At 53.0% G+C, this 16,851-nt stretch carries 12 protein-coding genes and 7 tRNA genes; 13 read left to right on the plus strand and 6 right to left on the minus strand.

Annotated elements, in window-relative coordinates:
• Positions 1 to 80: 80 nt before the first annotated feature.
• Positions 81 to 1,052, plus strand: a complete 972-nt coding sequence (gene epmA, locus NF212_RS01460) for an elongation factor P--(R)-beta-lysine ligase (RefSeq protein WP_434358198.1) — start codon at positions 81 to 83, stop codon at positions 1,050 to 1,052.
• Positions 1,053 to 1,229: 177 nt separating this feature from the next.
• On the opposite strand, the gene NF212_RS01465 is transcribed toward epmA, so the two are convergent.
• From NF212_RS01465 to rsgA, 5 genes are all read right to left on the minus strand, one after another.
• Positions 1,230 to 2,117: a DMT family transporter gene (locus NF212_RS01465; RefSeq protein WP_434358200.1), complete on the minus strand. Its 888-nt coding sequence runs from the start codon at positions 2,115 to 2,117 to the stop codon at positions 1,230 to 1,232.
• Positions 2,118 to 2,210: 93 nt separating this feature from the next.
• Complete coding sequence (locus NF212_RS01470) at positions 2,211 to 4,094, minus strand: methyl-accepting chemotaxis protein (protein ID WP_434358202.1); 1,884 nt, start codon at positions 4,092 to 4,094, stop codon at positions 2,211 to 2,213.
• Positions 4,095 to 4,239: 145 nt separating this feature from the next.
• Entirely contained in the window at positions 4,240 to 5,655 is a 1,416-nt protein-coding gene (locus NF212_RS01475) for an SLC13 family permease (protein WP_434358204.1), read from the minus strand.
• A gap of 137 nt (positions 5,656 to 5,792) precedes the next feature.
• Positions 5,793 to 6,665, minus strand: a complete 873-nt coding sequence (gene asd, locus NF212_RS01480) for an archaetidylserine decarboxylase (RefSeq protein WP_434358206.1) — start codon at positions 6,663 to 6,665, stop codon at positions 5,793 to 5,795.
• Positions 6,666 to 6,809: 144 nt separating this feature from the next.
• Complete coding sequence (gene rsgA, locus NF212_RS01485) at positions 6,810 to 7,859, minus strand: small ribosomal subunit biogenesis GTPase RsgA (RefSeq protein ID WP_434358208.1); 1,050 nt, start codon at positions 7,857 to 7,859, stop codon at positions 6,810 to 6,812.
• Positions 7,860 to 7,934: 75 nt separating this feature from the next.
• On the opposite strand from rsgA, the gene orn reads away from it, so the two are divergent.
• The 8 genes from orn (at position 7,935) to NF212_RS01525 (ending at position 9,362) form a co-directional block, all read left to right on the plus strand.
• Entirely contained in the window at positions 7,935 to 8,480 is a 546-nt protein-coding gene (gene orn / locus NF212_RS01490) for an oligoribonuclease (RefSeq protein ID WP_434358210.1), read from the plus strand.
• Between the two features lie 122 nt (positions 8,481 to 8,602).
• Positions 8,603 to 8,678: transfer RNA gene (locus tag NF212_RS01495), tRNA-Gly, on the plus strand.
• Between the two features lie 34 nt (positions 8,679 to 8,712).
• Positions 8,713 to 8,788 (plus strand) — tRNA-Gly (locus tag NF212_RS01500).
• Between the two features lie 56 nt (positions 8,789 to 8,844).
• Positions 8,845 to 8,921, plus strand: a tRNA-Met gene (locus NF212_RS01505).
• 37 nt (positions 8,922 to 8,958) lie between these two features.
• Positions 8,959 to 9,034 (plus strand) — tRNA-Gly (locus NF212_RS01510).
• A 33-nt stretch (positions 9,035 to 9,067) separates the two neighbouring features.
• Positions 9,068 to 9,143 (plus strand) — tRNA-Gly (locus tag NF212_RS01515).
• Positions 9,144 to 9,176: 33 nt separating this feature from the next.
• Positions 9,177 to 9,252 (plus strand) — tRNA-Gly (locus tag NF212_RS01520).
• Positions 9,253 to 9,286: 34 nt separating this feature from the next.
• A tRNA-Gly gene (locus NF212_RS01525) sits at positions 9,287 to 9,362 on the plus strand.
• 533 nt (positions 9,363 to 9,895) lie between these two features.
• On the opposite strand, the gene queG is transcribed toward NF212_RS01525, so the two are convergent.
• Positions 9,896 to 11,050: a tRNA epoxyqueuosine(34) reductase QueG gene (gene queG / locus NF212_RS01530; RefSeq protein ID WP_434358212.1), complete on the minus strand. Its 1,155-nt coding sequence runs from the start codon at positions 11,048 to 11,050 to the stop codon at positions 9,896 to 9,898.
• A gap of 18 nt (positions 11,051 to 11,068) precedes the next feature.
• Between queG and NF212_RS01535 the strand changes: the two genes are divergently transcribed.
• From NF212_RS01535 to mutL, 4 genes are read left to right on the plus strand one after another with little or no spacing between them, the layout of a single operon-like run.
• The gene (locus NF212_RS01535; RefSeq protein WP_434360807.1) at positions 11,069 to 12,553 is read left to right on the plus strand and encodes an NAD(P)H-hydrate dehydratase; all 1,485 of its coding nucleotides are present in this window, start codon (positions 11,069 to 11,071) and stop codon (positions 12,551 to 12,553) included.
• A gap of 11 nt (positions 12,554 to 12,564) precedes the next feature.
• Entirely contained in the window at positions 12,565 to 13,032 is a 468-nt protein-coding gene (tsaE, locus tag NF212_RS01540; RefSeq protein WP_434358214.1) for a tRNA (adenosine(37)-N6)-threonylcarbamoyltransferase complex ATPase subunit type 1 TsaE, read from the plus strand.
• 5 nt (positions 13,033 to 13,037) lie between these two features.
• Positions 13,038 to 14,780, plus strand: coding sequence for an N-acetylmuramoyl-L-alanine amidase (locus NF212_RS01545; protein ID WP_434358216.1), 1,743 nt, complete (start codon positions 13,038 to 13,040; stop codon positions 14,778 to 14,780).
• A gap of 9 nt (positions 14,781 to 14,789) precedes the next feature.
• Entirely contained in the window at positions 14,790 to 16,835 is a 2,046-nt protein-coding gene (mutL, locus tag NF212_RS01550) for a DNA mismatch repair endonuclease MutL (protein ID WP_434358218.1), read from the plus strand.
• Positions 16,836 to 16,851 lie beyond the last annotated feature (16 nt).

Below are 16,851 nucleotides of genomic sequence, written 5' to 3' on the forward strand. Positions count from 1 at the left end.
GTTAGCAGCGCTAACTGGAGGGATACAGGCCAGAAGCGCTAGAATACCCGCCATATTTGCGATAACCGGAAAAACAGAAAATGACAACGCAGTGGAAACCTTCAGCGTCAATTGAAAACCTTAGGGCCCGTGCCGGGGTCATTACCGATATCCGGGCGTTTTTTACATCCCGGGGGGTATGGGAGGTGGACACACCGGCTATGAGCCAGGCCGCAGTCACAGACATCCATCTCCATGCTTTCCAGACAGAATTTGTTGGGCCCGGCTACAACAATGGTGTCCCGCTTCACCTGATGACAAGCCCCGAATTCCATATGAAGCGCCTCCTGGCGGCCGGCAGTGGGCCGATATTCCAGCTGTGTAAATCGTTCCGCAATGAAGAAGCCGGGCGATGGCACAACCCGGAATTCACCATGCTGGAATGGTACCGTCCCGGCTTTGATCACCATGCACTGATGGATGAAATGGATGCGTTGCTGATGGCGGTGCTGAAGTGCCCTCACGCAGAGCGTATGACCTACCAACAGGCATTTCTCTCTACACTTAACGTTTGTCCTCTGGAATCGGATATGGACGCGCTGCGCATTGCAGCAGAAAAGCTGGGACTGGCTGACATTGCTTCAGTAGAAGAGGACAGGGATACCCTGTTGCAGCTTTTGTTCAGTGTCGGTGTGGAGGCAAAAATTGGCAAAACAGCGCCGGCATTTGTCTATGATTTTCCTGCGAGCCAGGCTGCGCTTGCCAAAATTAACCCGGATGATCCAAGGGTTGCTGAGCGTTTTGAGGTGTATTACAAGGGCATCGAACTTGCGAATGGTTTCCATGAACTCCAGGATGCGGAAGAGCAACTGACCCGCTTTGAAGAGGACAACAAGAAGCGCGAGGCGATGGGGCGTGATCCTCAACCTATCGATTTCAACCTGATTGAAGCTCTGCGCTCTGGCTTGCCGGATTGTGCAGGTGTGGCAATGGGAATTGATCGTCTGGTGATGCTGGCACTGAGCCAGGACCATATAGATACCGTGATTGCTTTCCCGGTAGACCGGGCGTAACGCAGAAACAACAAAAGCCCGCATGGAAGACAGTATCCTTCCGGTACGGTCTTTGCGGGCTTTTGCAGTCTTTTTCCGTTATCTGCAAAGATATTTCAAGGCTGTGCAGACAGGCATACTATACACACAAAAAGATTAAATGAAAATAAATCTCATTTAATCTTTATTGACCGGCATTTATTGACTGAGGATCAACACAGTCCCTGTAGCGGCGATACATGCTCCCAACCAGGACGTCCAGGCCGGATTTTGTCGGGTAAAAAGCCAGAGCAGTGGCAGCACCAATACCGGGGACATGGAAGAGAGAATCGCGACCATGCCGACATCACCGTATTTCAGGGCATAGAGGATCAGGGTCATTCCAATGCCCATGGCAAGAAAGGCATTGATAGCGGTCATTCCAAATACCTGCAGGTTGATGGGCCGGTAGGCCTTTGCGATCCGGATACCAGAGAGAAGTAAAAGGAAATGGGCGGTGAAGGCTGTTGCCATCCTGACTGCCGACGCAGCAATTGCATCAACCTCAGTGACCATTACCGGTTTGGCCAGCACGCCTCCTACCGCCTGGCAAAAGGCCGCCAATAAGCCGAGCCCTACGGCAATATAGATACTTCCCCGAACTTCTTCCCACTGGTGGCTGTCTTTCCGGGAGCCATAAAAAACGGCAATCATGACGCCACTGAACACCATCGCAGCCCCTAAAAACCGCCAGCCGGTGAGGGTTTCTGCAAACAGCCAGTAACCCAGCAGGGCTGAAAAAACTGCATGGCAGGAAAACAGAAGCCCGGCCCGGCGCGGGCCAAGCCGGTTCAGGCAGGAAAACAATGCGGTATCCCCGATAAAAATCCCAATGAACCCGGAGAGGATCATCGGAAGCAGATCCTGGCTGCCCAATGTGGACCAGCCCCCGGTCACCAGCGCCGCAGATCCGAGGATCACGGTGACACATCCCATACGCCAGCGGCTGTAGGCAAAGGTGCCCAAATGCCGGGCCGGTGTGATAGAGAGAATACTGGAAAGTGCCCAGAGGGAGGCGGCGACAATCGCCAGCCATTCGTATTGCATACTCGGTCCATGAGTAGTGGGTAAGCGTATACAATATTTGGAAAAACAAAGGGCTGCAACAATGCAGCCCTTTCATAGATAAACGCTTGGGGATTACACCCGGAAGCGACAGATATCGCGGCGTACGTTCTGCACCGCGCTGTCGATATTTTCGGCCTGGGTGCGGCTGGTGATAGCCTGTTGCGCCACCTGGTCAGACACATCCTTGATAGCCTGGGTATTGCGGCTGATGTCATCCGTTACCGCGCGCTGCTCTTCAGCGGCGCTGGCGATCTGAAATGCCATCTGGGAGATTTCGCTGATAGCCAGGGTAATCTCGTTCAGTTTCTCACTGGCTTTTTCAGCGTGGGTTACGCTGCTTTCTGCCTGTTCATTGCTCTGCTTCATGGTACGGACCGCCTGCTGGGTATTGGCCTGCAGGTTTTCGATCATGCTGCGGATCTCTTCAGTTGAATCATGGGTACGGCGGCTGAGGACGCGAACTTCATCTGCCACCACGGCAAAACCGCGTCCCTGCTCACCGGCACGGGCTGCTTCAATGGCAGCATTCAGTGCCAGCAGGTTGGTTTGCTCAGCAATACCCTGGATAGTAGAGACTATCTGGTTGATGCTCTGGGCGTTTGCATCGAGCTTTTCAATAACGCTTGCAGCATCCTGGATTTGGCCTGCCAGTGCAGCGATACCTGCACGGTTTTCACTGATCACACTGATACCTTCCTGACAGGAAGTTTCAGATGCCTGGGCGGCATTGGCGGTCATTTCTGCGTGGCTTGCCACTTCGTTGGCTGTAGCCGACATTTCATGGATGGCGGTGGCAATCTGGTCCACGTCGTTTTGCTGGTGTTGAATGACACTGGCTGCCGATTCTGCCAGGTGGCGGGAATCCGCAGCGAAATCTGTTAGTGACTCGGTTTGGCCGACAATGTGTTTGATCATCTGCTGGAGTTGGGTAAGGAAGCGGTTAACGCTTTCTGCCAGCATACCGATTTCATCCTGATTGACGATGGTCAGGCGTTGGGTGAGGTCACCTTCACCTTGGGCAAGCTTGCTGACAGCATCGTTGAGATCAGAAAGCGGCTGGAGCAGCTTGCTGATAACCGCCGCACCGGCAAGTGCCAATACCGTAAACAGGAGCACTGAGGCTGCAACAGTGTAATAGATACTGTTTGTTACAGAGGCATAAGCAAGGTTCTGATCTTCCACTACACCGAGCGTCCAGTTGGTACCTTCAACCGGTGTAACCGAGATCAGCTTCTCGTTGCCGTCAGAATCCGATATGTAACTGTGGAGTCCGCCCTGTTGCTTCATTGCTTCCAGTTTGTGGGCAGTCAGGTCACTGTCAATGGCGGTAGCATCTTTGCCAACCGTGGCATTGTCTTTAAATGCTACTACGCGGTTTTCACCGTCGACCAGAAATGCGAAACCGTCGTTATTGAGATCCAGGTTGAGGATCTGGTTGATGATGTCGGTCACCTTCACATCCAGTGCGATAACGCCCTGACGCTGGCCATGGAAAGGTTCAGCAATACTGATCACCATACTGCCGTCAAAGTCACGGTATGGTTCTGTGATGATACGCTTGCCCGCCGCCATGGCATCTCGGTACCAAGGGCGGGTCCGTGGGTCGTAGTCAGCTGGCCAGCTTTCTGTTTTGTCTCCCCATGCAATAGTGCCATTGGTAAAGCCTGCGTAGACAGAAAGGAAATCCCCGGCTTTCTTGGTCAGCAGCATTTCGCGGTCAACGTTTTCTCCGCTGGCAATGAGGGGGATGTTGGCATCCAGCATGTCGCTGCGGATATTAAGCCAACTGTTGATGTAGCTGGAAGTGGATGTTCCTGCGTCGTGCATCTGGGTTTCAATGCTGGAAAGGGTGGTGGAGCGGAGGCTGGAAATGGAAATCCAGGCCTGAACTGCACTCACTAACGCCACGATAAGGGCGATCGAAATGATCAGCTTGGTCTTTATTGTAATCTTCATTGTTCACTACTCATGGGAACAGATCTGGAAGGTCAGGTCATCAAAAATACCTTATCGGCCATTTTGTCATACATTTAAGGGAAAATTTCGCAAAATGAACCCGGCACAGTCAATAAATGACTATGCCGGGTTTAAAAACAGGAGATTAGTTCAAAACCAGAAGGGCTGTATAAACGATGGCCAGACCGACGATACCGACGATGATACCGGCTTTTGCCATGTCCTTGCTCTCAATCAGGCCCGTAGAGTAGGCGAGGGAGTTGGGTGGCGTGGAAACCGGGAGGATCATGCCAAGGGATGCGGAAAACGCGACCACGACCAGCAATCCCTGGACTCCGCCAAGTTGGGTAAGGCTTTCCATGGAAGAGGCGACTGCTGCGGCTATTGGCATCAGGAGGTTGGCTGTGGCTGTGTTGGACATGAAATTCGCCATCAACCAGCAGATTATTGAGAGCGTCAGTACCACGGCAAATGGTGTCAGGGTGCTGTAATCCACTGCATGGGCAAGAGCAGCCGCAAGCCCGGTTTTATCCAGCGCAAGGCCGATAGCAATACCACCGGCAACCAACCAGAGTACATCCCAGTTAATTAGCTTGAGCTCTTCCTTGCCCATGATGCCGGTCAGGGTAAAGACTGCCAATGGCACTACTGAGACCACATAGGTATTCATGCCATGCAGGCTGGTGGTCATCCACAGCAGGATGGTGCCGCCAAAAGTGCAGTAAACCACCCAGGCTTGCCAGCTCTTCTGGAACCGGCCATCCAGGCGCAGGTTGACGGTTTTCAGGCCGGATGGAAACAGTTTCTGCAGCAGCCACCAGGCGAAAGCCAGTTGGACGATGACAAAAGGCAGGCCCATTGACATCCATTCAAGGAAAGTGATGGTGTTTTCCCCAGTCAGGTACTGTAGCGCGATGGCATTGGGAGGGGTACCGATGGGCGTGGCGATACCGCCGGTGTTGGCAGCAATTGGTACACACAGCACCAGTGCCTTGATACCGATATCGCCTTTTGGCACAGAGGCGATTATCGGTGTCAGCAATGCCAGCATCATTACCGTGGTGGCAGTGTTGGACATGAACATTGAGAAGACTGCGGTAATCAGCATCAAGCCCAGCATGATAAAGCGAGGCTCATTGCCGAAGGGTTTGAGCAGTACCCGGGCGAGGTTGCTGTCCAGCTCGTACTTTGATGCGGCAATAGCCAGGGCAAAACCACCCATAAACAGGATGATTATCGGTGAGGAAAACGCACTTAATATGTCGGTGTAGGGAAGTAACTCGCCAAAGGGATGGCCGGTTGTGCCGCTCCGGAACAGGTTGAGCCCTTTGTTGGAGAGCATAATGAGCTCGAGTGCGATAATCAGGATAGAGGTGGCAAAGACAGGGACAGGTTCAAGAACCCATAACAGTGCAGCAAGAAGGAAGATTGCCAGCAGTCGGTGCTGGAGGATTGTGAGTCCCTCTATAGGAATCCAGTCACTGGGCATCATGAGAACCAGAAGCGGTATACCAAAAGAGAAAGCCAGTTTTATCAGTTGAGGCGCTGAAAATCTTGCCATAAGCCGCATATCCGTGTGAGAGCCTGTGACCCAGAATACGGCAAAGGAATAAGCGGAAATTGGCGCAGATTAAGTTTTCGTACAAAAAAGGGGCTCATGGCCCCTTAGTTTTCAGATTTGTTGGCGATGCCGCAAAATCAGGCGTCAGCGCCTTTGACGGTTGCGTAGTGCGCTCCCATACGGGTTGGTGTTTCCGGTGTGACTTCATCAGCAAACGCAATTTTACCGGCAGGGAATACGTTGATAACGGTTGAGCCCAGTTTAAAGCGGCCCATTTCCTCGCCTTTTTTCAGCACAACAGCGTTTGTCCCTTCAGCCGGGTATTGCCAGCGTCGGATACTTGGTCCGGTTGGCGGGGTCACAGTGCCTGCCCAGACTGTTTCCATGCTGCCGACAATAGTTGCACCCACCAATACCTGCGCCATTGGGCCAAATTCGGTATCAAAAATACACACTACGCGCTCATTGCGGGCAAACAGGTTTGGTACATTCTGCGCAGTCAGCGGGTTCACAGAGAACAGGTCACCCGGTACGTAAATCATCTCACGCAGTGTGCCGTCACATGGCATATGGACACGGTGGTAGTCACGCGGCGAAAGGTAAAGGGTTGCAAAGTCTCCACCCATAAACTCTTCTGCCAGGCGGGTATCACCACCCAGTAGTTCGCCCATATCATAGTCATGGCCTTTGGCCTGGACAATGCGGCCTTGTGTTACCGGGCCTGCCTGACTTACACAGGCATCCGCCGGAAAACAGAGTTTGTCAGCGTCTTCAACTACAGGGCGCACACCCGGTTTAAGCTCGCGGACAAAGAAATCGTTGAAGGTTTTGAATGCAGCCGGGTCAGATTGCTGCGCTTCAGCCATCTCTACTTTATAGGTTTTGATAAACCAACGGATGATTGCCGTGGTCAGGGCACCACCGCGCAATGCGGCCAGCTTGCCCACCAGACGGGTCAGGAGATGTTTGGGCATGCAGTACTGCAGGCCGATTTTCAGGTTGTCAGACACGCTTATGTTCCTGAGGTTTTCTCTTCCGCCGGTGTGGCGGTGATAATTTCAGCGGGACAGTCTACCCAATCTGCCGCGCGTGGAAAAGAAAATGGCGGCATTCTTGCCGCCATTTGTTAACAAATAGTCAAATTCGTCTCAGAATCAGTTCTCTTTGTTACGGGAGAACTGCCTGTTGGCTTTGTTTTCAGCCATGCTTTCAATGATGCGGTGATAGCTTTCGAAACGTGCCACACTGATCTTGCCTTCATCAACCGCTTCGCGGATCACGCAGCCCGGATCGTCACCGTGTTTGCAGTCGCGGAATTTACAGCCGCCAATGTAGTCGCGAAATTCCACAAAGGACTCAGTAACCTGTTCCGGTTCGAGGTGCCAAAGGCCGAATTCACGCACCCCTGGGGAATCGATCAGATCGCCGCCATCTGCAAAATGATAGAGGCGGGCTGCCGTTGTGGTGTGCTGGCCCAGGCCCGAGTTTTCGGAAACATCCCCCACTTCCGCATCCACATCCGGCATCAGGGCGTTAACCATGCTGGATTTGCCGACACCGGACTGGCCAACAAAGATATTTACGTGGCCGGCGAGGCGGGCTTTGAGCTCATCAAGACCCAGTCCAGTATGGCTGCTCACCATCAGTACGTCGTAACCGATGTTACGGTAAGTATCGAAGGTTTCTTCCACCTGTGCCCGGGCGTGATCATCCAGAAGATCGACTTTGTTAAGTACAATGAGCGGTGGGATATGAACCTGCTCGGTGGCAACCAGGTAGCGGTCAATGATATTGAGCGAAAGCTCCGGCAGCACCGCTGAGACGATCACTACCTGATCCACGTTGGCAGCAATAGGCTTCACGCCATCATAGTAATCGGGGCGGGTGAGCACGGACTGGCGCTCATGCACGGCTTCAACAACACCGGCTATGCCTTGCAGTGCTTCTACACCAGGGCGCCAGACCACACGGTCACCGGATACCAGGCTGCCGACGGTGCGGCGCAGGTTACAGCGGTGGATCTCGCGAGTCTCGATGTCTTCGATATCCGCATGCTGGCCAAATCGGGTGATTACCGTGCCTTCACGTGCCGCCTGAAGCAGGGATTCATCCCATTGCACTTCCGGTTTCTGGCTGAGGCGTTTTTTCTGGTTGGTTTGAACCCGGCGCTTTTGGCCCTTGGTCAGCTTTTTCTTTTTGGTCACGTAAACTTGCTTGTCTGGTGCAATGGGAACAGGCTAAGTATGATACATGGTTTCAGCATTAAATAGGCAAATATCATGGCGTTCAGCGACCAGAACCTGATTTGGATTGACCTGGAGATGACCGGGCTTGATCCGGAACAACATAAAATCATTGAGATAGCGACGATCGTGACAGACGCGCAACTGAATGTATTGGCTGAAGGCCCTGTGCTGGCGATTAACCAGCCGGAAGACGAACTCACCAAAATGGATGAATGGTGTACCACTACCCATACTAACAGCGGGTTGGTAAAACGCGTCCGTGAAAGTGAGGTCGATGAGCAGGAAGCGATCCGGCAAACCATTGAGTTTCTGGGACAGTGGGTGCCAAAAGGTGCATCGCCAATTTGCGGCAACAGCGTTGGGCAGGATCGTCGGTTTCTTTACAGGCATATGCCGGAATTGGAACAATACTTCCATTACCGTACCGTGGATGTCAGTACACTGAAGGAGCTGGTTCGCCGCTGGAAGCCTGAGGTATTGGATCAATTCAGTAAGAAAGGTACCCACCTTGCACTGGATGATATCCGTGAATCCATTGCGGAACTGCAATTTTACCGGGACAAGATCCTGACGATCTGACGATCTGATGATCAATTGAGCGATTGACACCAATTTGGTGAAAAATTTCATTTTGGGTGCTTGCATCGCTCCAATTTCCTCGTATAATTCGCAGCCCTAAAGACGTGATTGTCTAAGCGAATGCGACACTAGCTCAGTTGGTAGAGCGCAACCTTGCCAAGGTTGAGGTCACGAGTTCGAACCTCGTGTGTCGCTCCAAACAATCCCGGCTTTCAAGACGTTAAGTCTGAATGCGACACTAGCTCAGTTGGTAGAGCGCAACCTTGCCAAGGTTGAGGTCACGAGTTCGAACCTCGTGTGTCGCTCCACTTCTCTTGTAACAGAGAAGGTTAGCTTTCATCGAGCTTTATCGATGACATCCGGACGCGGGATGGAGCAGCTTGGTAGCTCGTCGGGCTCATAACCCGAAGGTCGTTGGTTCAAATCCAGCTCCCGCAACCACTTTTCTTCAATTAGCCTACAAGGCTGGTTGAATGATGCGACACTAGCTCAGTTGGTAGAGCGCAACCTTGCCAAGGTTGAGGTCACGAGTTCGAACCTCGTGTGTCGCTCCAGATTTCTGGATTATCCGGAAAGTAGAAATTGATGCGACACTAGCTCAGTTGGTAGAGCGCAACCTTGCCAAGGTTGAGGTCACGAGTTCGAACCTCGTGTGTCGCTCCAAATTTCCCCGGATAACCCAATAGCAAAACAAATGCGACACTAGCTCAGTTGGTAGAGCGCAACCTTGCCAAGGTTGAGGTCACGAGTTCGAACCTCGTGTGTCGCTCCAAACAATTTGCATCTTCCAAGATGAAACCGGCATTGCGACACTAGCTCAGTTGGTAGAGCGCAACCTTGCCAAGGTTGAGGTCACGGGTTCGAACCCCGTGTGTCGCTCCAAATTTTCATATGGAAGACCCGCTGGTTAATCCCTGGCGAGACAGACAGGGACTCCTGAGAGCCTTGCGCTCAAATCTAATGCTGTGAAGCATCAAATCAAAAAGCGATTTCAGAAAATTCAGTGACTGGCTGACAGGTTTATTGCCTTCGGCTCGGCGCTCCCGTCAGCTCTCGGTTACAAGAGATATTGCACAGACTTATCCACAGGTATGTCGTTGTGGGTAACTATGGTGATGAAAATTTATTACAGGTTGGCTGTGGTTAATCCTTAATTATTCAGTCATCAGTACAACGTGAATAAATCAAAAAGAAGATATATTTAAGTCATTGAGATAAAAAGAAAATAAATAAAGAAGTCTCAGCTTGTTCATAATTTATCCCCAGCTAATTCATCTCTTGTGACCTGACTCTGATCTTATTCACAGCATGTGTTTAACTGCGCCAATTTGCACGAATTTTTCGTGTGGCCTTATTTTTTTCCACATTTTGGAAACTGTGCTACGCACATTGGAACGGCTCATGCTTTCCGATGATTAAGCGTCTCGTGGCAAGCCTTTTTCAACGATTCTTATCAGGCGCTTTGCAGAGGAAGACAATACTGATACAGCGTCGTTTTCTTTTTTCTCCAACTGTTTTGCCAGTGCCCATTCAAGATGTTCATCCAGAACGGCAGAGAGCCCTTTACGGGATATAAGGAGATCGACAATCTCCGGTTGATAGGGGGCGTTTCCCATGGCGACAGCAATATTGCGCAGCCATTGAAGGTGTCCTATCCGGCGGATAGCAGAACCTTCAGTATTTTTAAGAAAAGTGTCCTCATCCCAGGCAAAAAGTGCGGTCAGCGGCTGCTGTTCCAGCGTGGACCTGGCATGAAAATCACTTTCACCGGTCAGCCCGGATTCCCGGTTGAAGGGGCAAACGAGCTGGCAATCATCACAACCGTAAATACGGTTTCCGATAGCAGGGCGAAGATCTTCAGGGATCACGCCGTCAAATTCAATAGTTAAATATGAAATACAGCGCCTTGCATCCACAGTGCCTTCAGCAACAATCGCCTTTGTCGGGCAACTGGTAATGCAAGCGACACATCGCCCACACTGGTTTTCAACTGGGGTGTCTATAGGAAGTGGAAGATCCACAAAAAGCTCACCCAGGAAGAACCAGGATCCTGCGCCTTCATTTAAGATCAAAGAGTGCTTGCCTGTCCATCCAATTCCTGCTTTTTCTGCCAAAGGTCGCTCTAAAACCGGAGCTGAGTCGACAAATGGACGGTACTGGAAAGATCCTACAGCCTCTTCGATCTTCTGCCCCAACCTTTTCAGCCGGTTACGCATCAGCTTATGGTAATCCCGGCCGAGGGAATATCGGCTGATATAACCCAATTCAGGCTGTTTAAGTGTATGGGCAAAACCGGCTTTGGGCGGGAGGTAATCAAGTCGTACACTGATCACCCTGGCAGTACCCGGTACCAGTTCATCGGGCCGTGCCCGCATCATGCCGTGGCGTGCCATCCATGCCATTTCACCGTGATACCCGTTGTCCAACCAACGCTGAAACTGTGCCTCGTGGTTAGAAAGATCAATATCCGTGATCCCTACATGGCGGAAACCTAGCTCTTTGCCCCAGAGCTTGATATTTTCAGCTAGTATTTTCAGTGCGTTTTCGTCTGGAAGATCGGGTCTGGACATAGGAAAGATCAGGTGAATATGTTGGGTTCAAAACCGGTTTGCAGCAGTGTAACACAGGCTATCTATCTCGCAGAGCAAGTTCGTGCCGGAGAAAGGCAGGTTGCCGCGGATCTTGGGATCGAAATGTACACGCTGATGGAAAGTGCCGGCAGTGCCGTATTCCGCCAGTTGCAGCAATTCTGGCCGGAAGCAACAAGGATCCTTGTCTGTTGTGGCGGGGGAAACAATGGCGGTGACGGATACATTGTGGCGACTCTGGCACACGAGGCCGGTATTGACGTGACTGTCTGGAGTACCTCTGATCCTGATCGGCTGAAAGGCGACGCAGAAAAGGCGTGCCGTCGGTGGCGGGACACCGGAGGAGAAATTGGTACGCCGCAACAGGTTCTGCCAGAGGTGGATCTTGTCGTCGATGCAATCTTTGGCATTGGATTGGATCGTCCGGTTGAGGGATTGATTCGGGATCTTATCTGTGCCATCAACGAATCCGGCAGCCCTGTGCTGGCCGTCGACCTGCCATCCGGCCTCCATGCTGATACGGGATCGGTGTTGGGCGTGGCCGTAAAAGCCGCTGCTACCGTGTCATTCATCGCGTTGAAAGCGGGGTTGCTGACGGGGAAAGGCCGTGAGCACTGCGGTACAGTGATCTATGAAGATCTTGGCGTTGGTGACGCGTTTGAAGCTGCTTTCCCTCCGGACATGTTTGTCTTAACCGATTTCACGATGTCACCCCGGCACAGGGCCGCCCATAAAGGGGATTTTGGCAAGCTGCTCTGTATCGGCGGGAACAAGGGGATGATGGGCGCTATCATGCTGGCCAGTGACGCGGCAATTCGCTCCGGGGCTGGGCTGGTAGCAGCGGCAACCCGTAATGAAAACCGGCCCTACCTGACCCTTCACCGCCCGGAAGTGATGGCGCCGCTTTCCGAACACCTTGAAGCCGGGCTGCCTCCCTTAAACTGGGCTACATGCCTGGCCGTAGGCCCGGGCCTTGGGCAGGATGAATGGTCGGTGTCTGCATTGGATGCCGCATTGGAAAGCAAACTGCCTGTCGTGCTTGATGCGGACGCGTTGAACCTTCTTGCTGCTCAGCCTTCTAAAGTCACTCAGGCTGTGCTTACGCCGCACCCGGGAGAGGCGGCTCGCTTGCTTGGATGCAGCGTTTCAGAGATTGAAAGTGACCGTATTTCTGCGGCCAGATCCCTGTTTGACAAATTTGGTGCGGTGATTGTGTTAAAAGGGGCAGGCACCATTGTCTATGATGGTGATAAACTCAACATTATTTGCGCTGGAAACCCCGGCATGGCGAGTGCTGGCATGGGGGACGTACTCACAGGTATTATTAGTGCTTTGTGGGCGCAAGGACTGTCAGGGGCTGATGCGGCGCTTTACGGCGCGATGGCGCATGCCAAAGCCGGAGACCTGGCAGCCCGGCAAGGTGAGCGGGGCTTGCTTGCCAGCGATGTAATTCAGCAATTGCGTAACGTGCTAAATCAGATTTAAAGACGGTATCAATGACAAAGACGTTTTCTTCATTGCTCAACGACGAACAGGCGACAGTAGATTTTGGTCAGGCCGTTGCCAAGGCATGTCAGAACCAAACAACCTTTTACCTTAACGGCGACCTTGGTGCCGGAAAAACCACGTTCAGCCGGGGATTTATTACCGCATTTGGCCACACCGGAAAGGTGAAAAGCCCGACCTATACCCTGGTTGAACCCTATGAAGTCGAAGGCTGGCACGTATACCACTTTGACCTCTACCGCTTAGCTGACCCGGAAGAACTCGAATATATGGGTATCCGTGACTATTTTTCCCCAGATGCGCTTTGCCTGGTGGAATGGCCGGAGAAGGGTGAAGGTTTGCTGCCACAAGCCGACATAGATATTGATCTGCGTTATGAGCAGGAAGGACGCTCCGTGACCCTGCGTGCCAATACCGCAGAAGGAGAGGCGTTAATCGAACGACTGCAGTGGAGTTAAAAGGGATGGCTGCCTGGTTGCGCATTCTTGTATTGGGTCTTTTGTTGCTGGTCAGTGCCCCCATGGCGCTGGCTAACTCGCTGACCAACCTGAGAGCCTGGCCTGCACCGGATGAAACCCGGGTGGTGGCTGATCTGTCCGGCAAGGCAGAGTTTTCCTATTTTACCCTGACCAAGCCAGACCGGCTGGTTATCGACCTCAAAGACACCAAGGCAACAATGCCGCTGCCCTTTAAGGTGGAAAAAAGCGATATCGTCAGCCGGGTACGTAAAAGCTCACCACCGGCCAAAGGTACCTATCGCCTGGTTTTTGAGCTCAAGGGCCCGACGAAACCCAATATTTTTGCCCTGGCTCCTATGGGGGAATTTGGCAACCGTCTGGTTATTGACCTTCCGCACCCACAGAAAAAAGCCAGTGCAAACCCACCGGCTTCCATCGCACGCAAACCCGATCCTGCTGCTTCTGAAGACAGCGTTGTGATGCCGTTTGGAACCAGTGACATCATTGTAGCCATTGATGCCGGCCACGGTGGGTCTGATCCTGGGGCGATCGGCCCGAGCCGCAAGTACGAAAAGTACGTTACCCTGGCAATTGCCAAGAAGGTGGCTGCGGACATTAACGCCAAACCGGGGATGAAGGCGGTGCTTACCCGCGGTGGTGACTACTTTATCGACCTGAACAAACGCTCCCAGATTGCCCGTCGCCACAAGGCGCACCTGTTGGTCTCTATCCATGCTGACGGCTTTACCCAGCCCCAGCCACGTGGTGCGTCGGTGTGGGTACTGTCACGCCGCCGGGCGAACAGTGAAATCGGTCGCTGGATTGAGAAACACGAAGAACAGTCCAACCTTCTTGGCGGTGGGTCAGTACTCGCTAACAATGAAGAGGACGAGAACCTGAGCCGCACGGTACTGGATCTCCAGTTCCTCAACTCCCAGCGTGAGGGCTATGAGGTTGCTGTGAGGGTGCTGAAAGAGCTGGGCAAAGTCACCCGCCTTCACAAATCAAAACCGGAGCATGCCAGCCTTGCCGTGCTGAAATCGCCGGACATCCCGTCGCTGCTGGTGGAAACCGGGTTTATTTCCAACCCAGGTGAAGAGCGGCTGCTGTTTAACCGTAATCACCAGCGTAAGCTGGCAGATGCTATCGTTAAGGGTATTTACGGATACTTTAGCCTTTACCCGCCGGATGGCACCCTGATGGCGGCGCGTAAAAACGGAATCAAGCACAAGGTGACATCTGGGCAATCCCTTTCTGTGATCGCCAAGAAATACGGCAGCAGCATCGCAGCCATCAAGAAAGCCAACGGGCTGAAGTCCAATAGCCTCAGGATCGGCCAGGTTCTGACAATTCCTAATGTCAGCACCAAGGCGCTTGAAACCGTGGCATCTTCTTCGTCTTCCAAGCCTTCGTCCAAGGCGGGCTCGTCGCCATCCGGTTCGACAGCCATGGTGACCCATGTAGTCAAAAAGGGAGAGTTCCTTGGCAAGATAGCAGACAAGTACAAGGTGTCTGTCGCCTCTATTCGCAGTGCCAACGCACTGAAGCGTGACACCCTTTGGGTCGGGCAGAAGCTGAAGATCGTCGGGGCAAGGGTACCGGAGCGGAAACACAAGGTTTCCCGAGGTGAGTTCCTTGGCAAAATCGCCCAGAACTATGGGGTGACTGTTACCTCAATACGAAATGCCAACAACCTGCGCAGCGATACACTACGCGTCGGGCAGGTGCTGATTATCCCGGGAAGTTAAACGAACGCCATGCCTATTCAAATTCTGCCAGCCAGACTGGCCAACCAGATAGCAGCCGGTGAAGTGGTCGAAAGACCGGCTTCCGTGGTCAAGGAACTGGTGGAAAACAGTATCGATGCCGGGGCTACCCGGATTGAGATTGATATTGATAAGGGCGGAAGCAAGCGTATCCGCATCCGTGACAACGGGTGCGGTATTCCCAAAGATGAGCTGGAATTGGCGCTGAGCCGGCATGCTACATCCAAAATCTCAACGCTGGATGACCTTGAAGCTATTGCAAGCCTTGGTTTCCGGGGGGAGGCGCTGGCAAGTATCAGTTCTGTCTCCCGCCTGACACTGACCTCCCGGCCAGAAGGGCAGGATGAAGCCTGGTCGGCGTATGCGGAAGGGCGGGAAATGGCAGTGACGGTGAAACCTGCCGCCCACCCGGTAGGTACCACTATCGAAGTGCTCGACCTCTTTTTCAATACCCCGGCACGGCGCAAGTTCTTGCGGACTGACAAAACCGAATTCACCCATATTGATGAATTACTGAAGCGTATAGCCCTCAGCCGCTTTGATGTTGCCATTACGCTTCGCCACAATGGGGCTGTGGTACGCCAGTATCGTCCGGCATCCACGCAGGTGCAGAAGGAACGCAGGCTGGCGGCGGTGTGTGGTTCGGCTTTCGTCAACCATGCGGTGGAAGTGAGCCTGGAGCACGGTGACCTGAAACTGTCCGGCTGGATAACGACACCGGAAGGTGCACGGGCGCAGAATGATATCCAGCACTGCTTTGTCAACGGACGGATGATGAAGGACAAACTCATCAACCACGCCATCCGGCAGGCGTATGAAAATGCGCTGCGGGCAGACCAGTTTGCCGCCTATGTGCTTTACATCGAAGTGAACCCGCATGAGGTGGATGTGAATGTCCACCCGGCCAAACATGAAGTACGTTTCCATCAAGCCCGGCTGGTGCATGACTTTATCAGCCAGGCCATTACGGATGCCCTGAGCCAAGTGCAGTACAGCCTCCCACAGGAGCCTGTTAACACGGAGATTGCTGAACCGGATGCCGTACAGGGCAGCACTCCGAATTATCCCGGGCAGGCTGAACACCTGTGGCGGGCAAGTGCTTTTGCCTCTGAGCCTGAAAGGTTCGGGGCGCCGGCACGGGAGTCAGCTGAGCGTGAGACATCCCGCAGCTACTCTGGAGGGACGGGGTATTCTGAAAGCGCCGGTTCGCAGGGCCGAAACAGCGCCAGCTACGGTTCTTCTGGCTCGGGCTATTCCGGCAGTGGTTCACGAAGCAGCAGTTATCCTTCAAACCGGCAGGCAGATTTCAAACCGGCAGCGAACCCGGGCAAAACAGAACGTGCGCTCTACGAAGCCCTGCTAACGCCGGGTGAACCGGCAGAGCTGCAAGAGATGGAACCCGAAATCCAGGTTACCCAGGCTGACAGCCAGCCGGCAACCCGGCTGGAAAGCCGCGGCGGTGCAGGGCGTTTGCTGTCAGTGGTTCAGCAACGGTATTTGCTGGTGGAGCGAGGCGGTACGATTGCGCTCGGCAGCTTGGATGCACTTAATCGGCTGGCAGCGGCTTCCCGTCTTCAAAGCGTGAAATCTGAGGGGCTGAAAGCGCAGCCCTTGCTGATCCCACAATCCCTGCCTGCAAGCAGGGAAGAGATAGCGCTTGCGGGAAAACGGGAAGATCTGTTGATTCGCTTTGGTTTGCACCTGAAAGCCAAAGGGCAGGGCCACTTGATGGTGATGGCTGTTTGCCAGCCCCTTCGCCAGAGTAACCTTCAACAGTTTGTACCAGAATTGATGCAGTTTCTCTCAAGTCATGACGGCCATACTGATGAGCAACTTATGGATAGCATGATTGACTGGCTTGCGGGAATCTTATGCCAGGAAGGGACAGGCTATACCCTCTCCCAGGCAATTCAGTTGGTTGCAGAGCTGGAACAGGTATACGGCGAAAAAGCCGATGGGGTAATATCTCCCCTTTTCGTGCCGGTGGACATGAGCCCGGCAATGATTGCGATTGAAGCTAAACAGGAAACACTTTGACTTTGAACCCATCCGC

The sequence above is a fragment of the Parasalinivibrio latis genome, from assembly GCF_036825535.1.
Lineage (GTDB): Bacteria > Pseudomonadota > Gammaproteobacteria > Enterobacterales > Vibrionaceae > Parasalinivibrio > Parasalinivibrio latis.